This window comes from Pseudomonas sp. NPDC087615 (assembly GCF_044743445.1).
GTDB lineage: Bacteria > Pseudomonadota > Gammaproteobacteria > Pseudomonadales > Pseudomonadaceae > Aquipseudomonas > Aquipseudomonas baetica_A.
Map to the genome: position 1 here is coordinate 1 of NZ_JBIUWM010000111.1, position 4,268 is coordinate 4,268.

A 4,268-nucleotide genomic window follows, 5' to 3' on the forward strand; every position below is an offset into this window, starting at 1 on the left:
TGCGCCTCCGATCTCTCGTCAGCGGGAGGCGAATTCTACAGCGTTACACGCTGCTGTCAACACCTCTTTTTCAACTTCTTTCTGGCTTCGATAACATGAAGCAACCCACTGCCGAAAACATCATAACTCATTGAATCTCAAGGAGTTTTCCGTTTCGACTGCGCCGGAAGTGGGGCGAATTATAGGCTTCCAGAATCTGCCGTCAACCGTTAATTTCGCTTTTCTTTCAGAATTTGCTTTCTAGCCAATAAACGCGGGACTCGACGAGCAACAGGAGGAACGCGCAGCAACAGAAGCAGAGCACCTATAAAAGCATAGACAGCCCACTCCTTGAGATCAGCCCGCACGATCCACAGCATATGCAGCAATCCCAGCCCCAGAATCAGGTACACCAGCCGATGTAACTTCTTCCATCGAACACCCAAACGGCGTTGACTGTAGCGATTGGAAGTCACCGCCAAAGCCAGCAATCCGAGGAATCCCAGCGTCCCGACAATAATGTACGGCCGCTTACGCAGCTCTACCCCTAGCTGGGACCAATCGAAACCCAGAATAAATGCCATGTAGCTACTTAGATGTAGAACCACATAGGCAAAACACCAAAGCCCCAACTGCCGACGAACTGCGATCCACCCCGCCCAACCGGTCAGCTTCTGCAAAGGCGTCATGCTCAAGGTGATCAGCAACAACACCAACGTACCAAGCCCTAACCGATCAACCAGCACCTTGCCGGGATCGGGACCAAGCAAATCCGCAAAAGCCTGATAGAACCAAAGCAAGGGCAAAACCGCCGCCGCCATGAAAACGCCTATACGCCAAAACGGGAATCGCATCAGTAGTTCTTCCGCAAATCGAGCCCTGTATATAAAGAAGCGACTTCATCCGCGTAGCCGTTGAACATCTGCGTATCGCGCACGTTCGGCTTGAACAGGCTATTGGGCAAGCGCCGCTCCCGAGCTTGCGTCCAACGCGGGTGATCAACCGTCGGGTTCACGTTCGCATAAAATCCATACTCATCGGCGGCGATACTTTGCCAGGTTGTCTTCGGCTGCTCACTGACCAGACTAATACGCACAATGGATTTAACACTCTTGAACCCATACTTCCATGGCACTACCAAGCGCAGTGGAGCACCGTTTTGATTGGGCAACTCACGGCCATACATGCCAACCGCCAGAATAGCCAAAGGATTCATCGCCTCATCCAGACGCAAACCTTCTACATAAGGCCAGTCGATCAGGGCAAAACCAGAGCGCTGCCCGGGCATGCTCTTGGGATCCTGTAGAGTTTCAAAGCGAATGTACTTGGCATTGGAGGTCGGCTCGACCTGTTTGAGCAACGCCGAAATAGGGAAACCGATCCACGGAATGACCATCGACCAAGCCTCAACACAGCGCAGACGATAGATGCGCTCCTCCAACTGATACGGCTTCATGAAGTCTTCGAGCGCGTAACGGCCGGGCTTAGCCACCTCCCCGTCAACGACCACACTCCACGGCTCGGTTTTCAGCGAGCCGGCATTTGCAGCCGGATCCCCCTTGTCGGTACCAAACTCATAGAAGTTGTTGTAATGGGTCGCGTCTTTGTAAGGCGTAATCGCCTCATCCTTGACGTTGACCGCTCCCCATTTAGTAGAAGGAAGCTTTTCAGCAAACCAGGCAGGCGCTTTACCCGCCTCGACATCAGCATAGCGAGCGGCATCGTCGGCACTCGCCCAGCGCGGCAGGCTACTGACGGCGATACCGGCAGCAGTGGCCCCAAGCAATTGGCGGCGAGAGAGGTAAATGGATTCAGGCGTGACATCCGACTCATGGCAGTCAGACGTTTGAGGGACTTTGATCAGCATGGCAACTCCGCAGCTTTGGAGGACAGATGCACCCATAGACTGCGGAGTATGCGGGAAATTACATCACTCGGCCTTTTTGTGCCGACGAAGATGCAACAGGTATTGCACTGGGCCGGACGCCGCATAAGCGAGGAAAACCAGCAGCAGAATGCGCGGTGGATCGCTGAAGACCACGGCAAACACCAGCACCACCGCGAGAATCGCCACGAAAGGCACGCGCCCTTTCAAGTCCAGCTCCTTGAAGCTGTTGTACTTGATGTTGCTGACCATCAGCATGCCGGCAGCCGCCACCATCAACGCGACCAGAAACGACATCTTCGAGCCCTGAATGCCGTAATCGCTGAACGCCCAGACAATGCCCGCCACCACGCCAGCGGCTGCCGGGCTGGCCAAACCGATGAAATAGCGTTTATCCGCGGTACCGACCTGGGTGTTGAAGCGCGCCAGACGCAAGGCCGCGCCCGCCACATAGATGAAGGCGACCATCCAGCCGACTTTGCCCATGTCGCCCAGCGCCCAGCCGAACGCCAGCAAGGCCGGCGCAACACCGAACGCAACCATGTCCGACAGCGAGTCGTACTCGGCACCGAACGCACTTTGCGTATTGGTCATGCGCGCGACACGACCATCAAGGCCGTCGAGCACCATGGCGACGAAAATGGCAATCGCTGCGAAGGCGAAATACTTGCTCGCGTTCACTGAATCGCCGGCGCTCAACGCAGCCTGGGCGCTCATCGAATTGATGATGGAATAAAAACCTGCGAACAGGTTTGCAGTGGTGAACAGGTTCGGCAGCAGATAGATACCACGATGCCGGACTTTACGACCTTCTGCGTCGTGCCCTTCTTCGATGTGTTCATCGATGGGCAGCAGGCTTTCGGCGTCAGAAGCCTTGTTCGGCTCTTCGGGACGTTCGCTCATGGACATTACCTTGCAACGGTTTGGAAAAAATCGACTGTGTCTGTGACGACGGTTCGGCCACAAACGATGCAGCTTTATACCAGAACCACCGCCTCAAACGAAAAAACGCGGCCGAGGCCGCGTTTTTCGTACAAGAGACGAGGACTTAGTTTTTGGCTTTGTCGACGATCTTGTTGGCACCGATCCACGGCATCATGGAGCGCAGTTGCTCGCCGATGATTTCGATACCGTGAGCGGCGTTGTTACGACGCTTGGCGGTCATCGAAGGGTAGCCGGTTGCGCCTTCGCTGATGAACATTTTGGCGTATTCGCCGTCCTGAATACGTTTCAGGGCGTTGCGCATGGCCTGACGGGATTCGGCGTTGATCACTTCAGGACCAGTCACGTACTCGCCGTACTCAGCGTTGTTGGAGATCGAGTAGTTCATGTTGGCGATACCGCCTTCGTACATGAGGTCAACGATCAGTTTCAGTTCGTGCAGGCACTCGAAGTAAGCCATTTCCGGCGCATAGCCAGCTTCAACCAGCGTTTCGAAACCGGCTTTCACCAGCTCAACGGTACCGCCGCACAGAACGGCTTGTTCGCCGAACAGGTCGGTTTCAGTCTCGTCCTTGAAGGTGGTTTCGATGATGCCGGTACGACCGCCACCCACACCAGCCGCGTAGGACAGCGCTACGTTTTTGGCGTTGCCCGAAGCGTCCTGGTAGATCGCGATCAGGTCAGGGATACCGCCGCCTTTCACGAATTCGGAACGTACGGTGTGGCCCGGAGCTTTCGGCGCGATCATGATCACGTCGAGGTCGGCACGCGGAACAACCTGGTTGTAGTGGATCGCGAAACCGTGGGAGAAGGCCAGAGTGGCGCCTTTCTTGATGTTCGGTTCGATTTCGTTTTTGTACAGGGAGGACTGGAACTCGTCCGGGGTCAGGATCATGACCAGGTCGGCAGCAGCAACAGCGGAAGCAACGTCGGTCACTTTCAGGCCGTGAGCTTCGGCTTTGGCAACAGTGGCCGAACCTTTACGCAGACCAACGGTAACGTCGACACCGGAGTCTTTCAGGTTGCACGCTTGAGCGTGGCCCTGGGAACCGTAACCGATGATGGCAACTTTCTTGCCCTGGATGATCGACAGGTCGCAGTCTTTTTCGTAATAAACTTTCATGAAATTCCCCTATATATCCTGGCCGTTCAGGCCATTCGCTAATTTGGTTAGATGCTGAGTACTTTGTCGCCGCGAGCAATACCGGTGACGCCGCTACGGACGGTTTCCAGAATCGATGCGGTGCCGATGGACTGAATGAAGCTGTCGAGCTTGTCGCTGGTACCGGTCAATTGAACGGTATACACGCTCGCGCTGACATCGACGATCTGTCCACGGTAAATATCGGTAGTGCGTTTGATCTCGGCGCGCTGGGCGCCAGTGGCCTTGACCTTGACCAGCATCAGCTCGCGCTCGATGTGAGCACTTTCCGTCAGGTACACCAGCTTGACCTCTTCGATC

5 protein-coding genes are annotated in these 4,268 nt (G+C 55.4%); all 5 read right to left on the reverse strand.

Annotated features, from left to right (window positions below; translation table 11 throughout):
• Positions 1-209: 209 nt before the first annotated feature.
• Positions 210-833 (reverse strand): protein-methionine-sulfoxide reductase heme-binding subunit MsrQ, encoded by a 624-nt coding sequence (msrQ, locus tag ACIOU6_RS27470; RefSeq protein WP_221733594.1) that lies wholly within the window; start codon positions 831-833, stop codon positions 210-212.
• Entirely contained in the window at positions 833-1,846 is a 1,014-nt protein-coding gene (msrP, locus tag ACIOU6_RS27475; protein WP_401139860.1) for a protein-methionine-sulfoxide reductase catalytic subunit MsrP, read from the reverse strand. Before msrP ends, msrQ begins: the two co-directional genes overlap by 1 nt.
• A 63-nt stretch (positions 1,847-1,909) precedes the next feature.
• On the reverse strand, positions 1,910-2,767 hold the full coding sequence (pssA, locus tag ACIOU6_RS27480; RefSeq protein WP_053123855.1) for a CDP-diacylglycerol--serine O-phosphatidyltransferase: 858 nt from the start codon (positions 2,765-2,767) through the stop codon (positions 1,910-1,912).
• A gap of 145 nt (positions 2,768-2,912) precedes the next feature.
• Positions 2,913-3,929: a ketol-acid reductoisomerase gene (gene ilvC / locus ACIOU6_RS27485; protein WP_053123857.1), complete on the reverse strand. Its 1,017-nt coding sequence runs from the start codon at positions 3,927-3,929 to the stop codon at positions 2,913-2,915.
• 47 nt (positions 3,930-3,976) lie between these two features.
• A partial coding sequence (gene ilvN, locus ACIOU6_RS27490; RefSeq protein ID WP_401139864.1) for an acetolactate synthase small subunit occupies positions 3,977-4,268 on the reverse strand: 292 nt, incomplete at its 5' end.

Excerpts from the sequence above, each read along its gene's own strand:
- ilvC (WP_053123857.1), bottom strand. The coding sequence starts at position 3,929 with ATGAAAGTTTATTACGAAAAAGACTGCGACCTGTCGATCATCCAGGGC.
- msrQ (WP_221733594.1), bottom strand. The coding sequence starts at position 833 with ATGCGATTCCCGTTTTGGCGTATAGGCGTTTTCATGGCGGCGGCGGTT.
- pssA (WP_053123855.1), bottom strand. The coding sequence starts at position 2,767 with ATGAGCGAACGTCCCGAAGAGCCGAACAAGGCTTCTGACGCCGAAAGC.
- msrP (WP_401139860.1), bottom strand. The coding sequence starts at position 1,846 with ATGCTGATCAAAGTCCCTCAAACGTCTGACTGCCATGAGTCGGATGTC.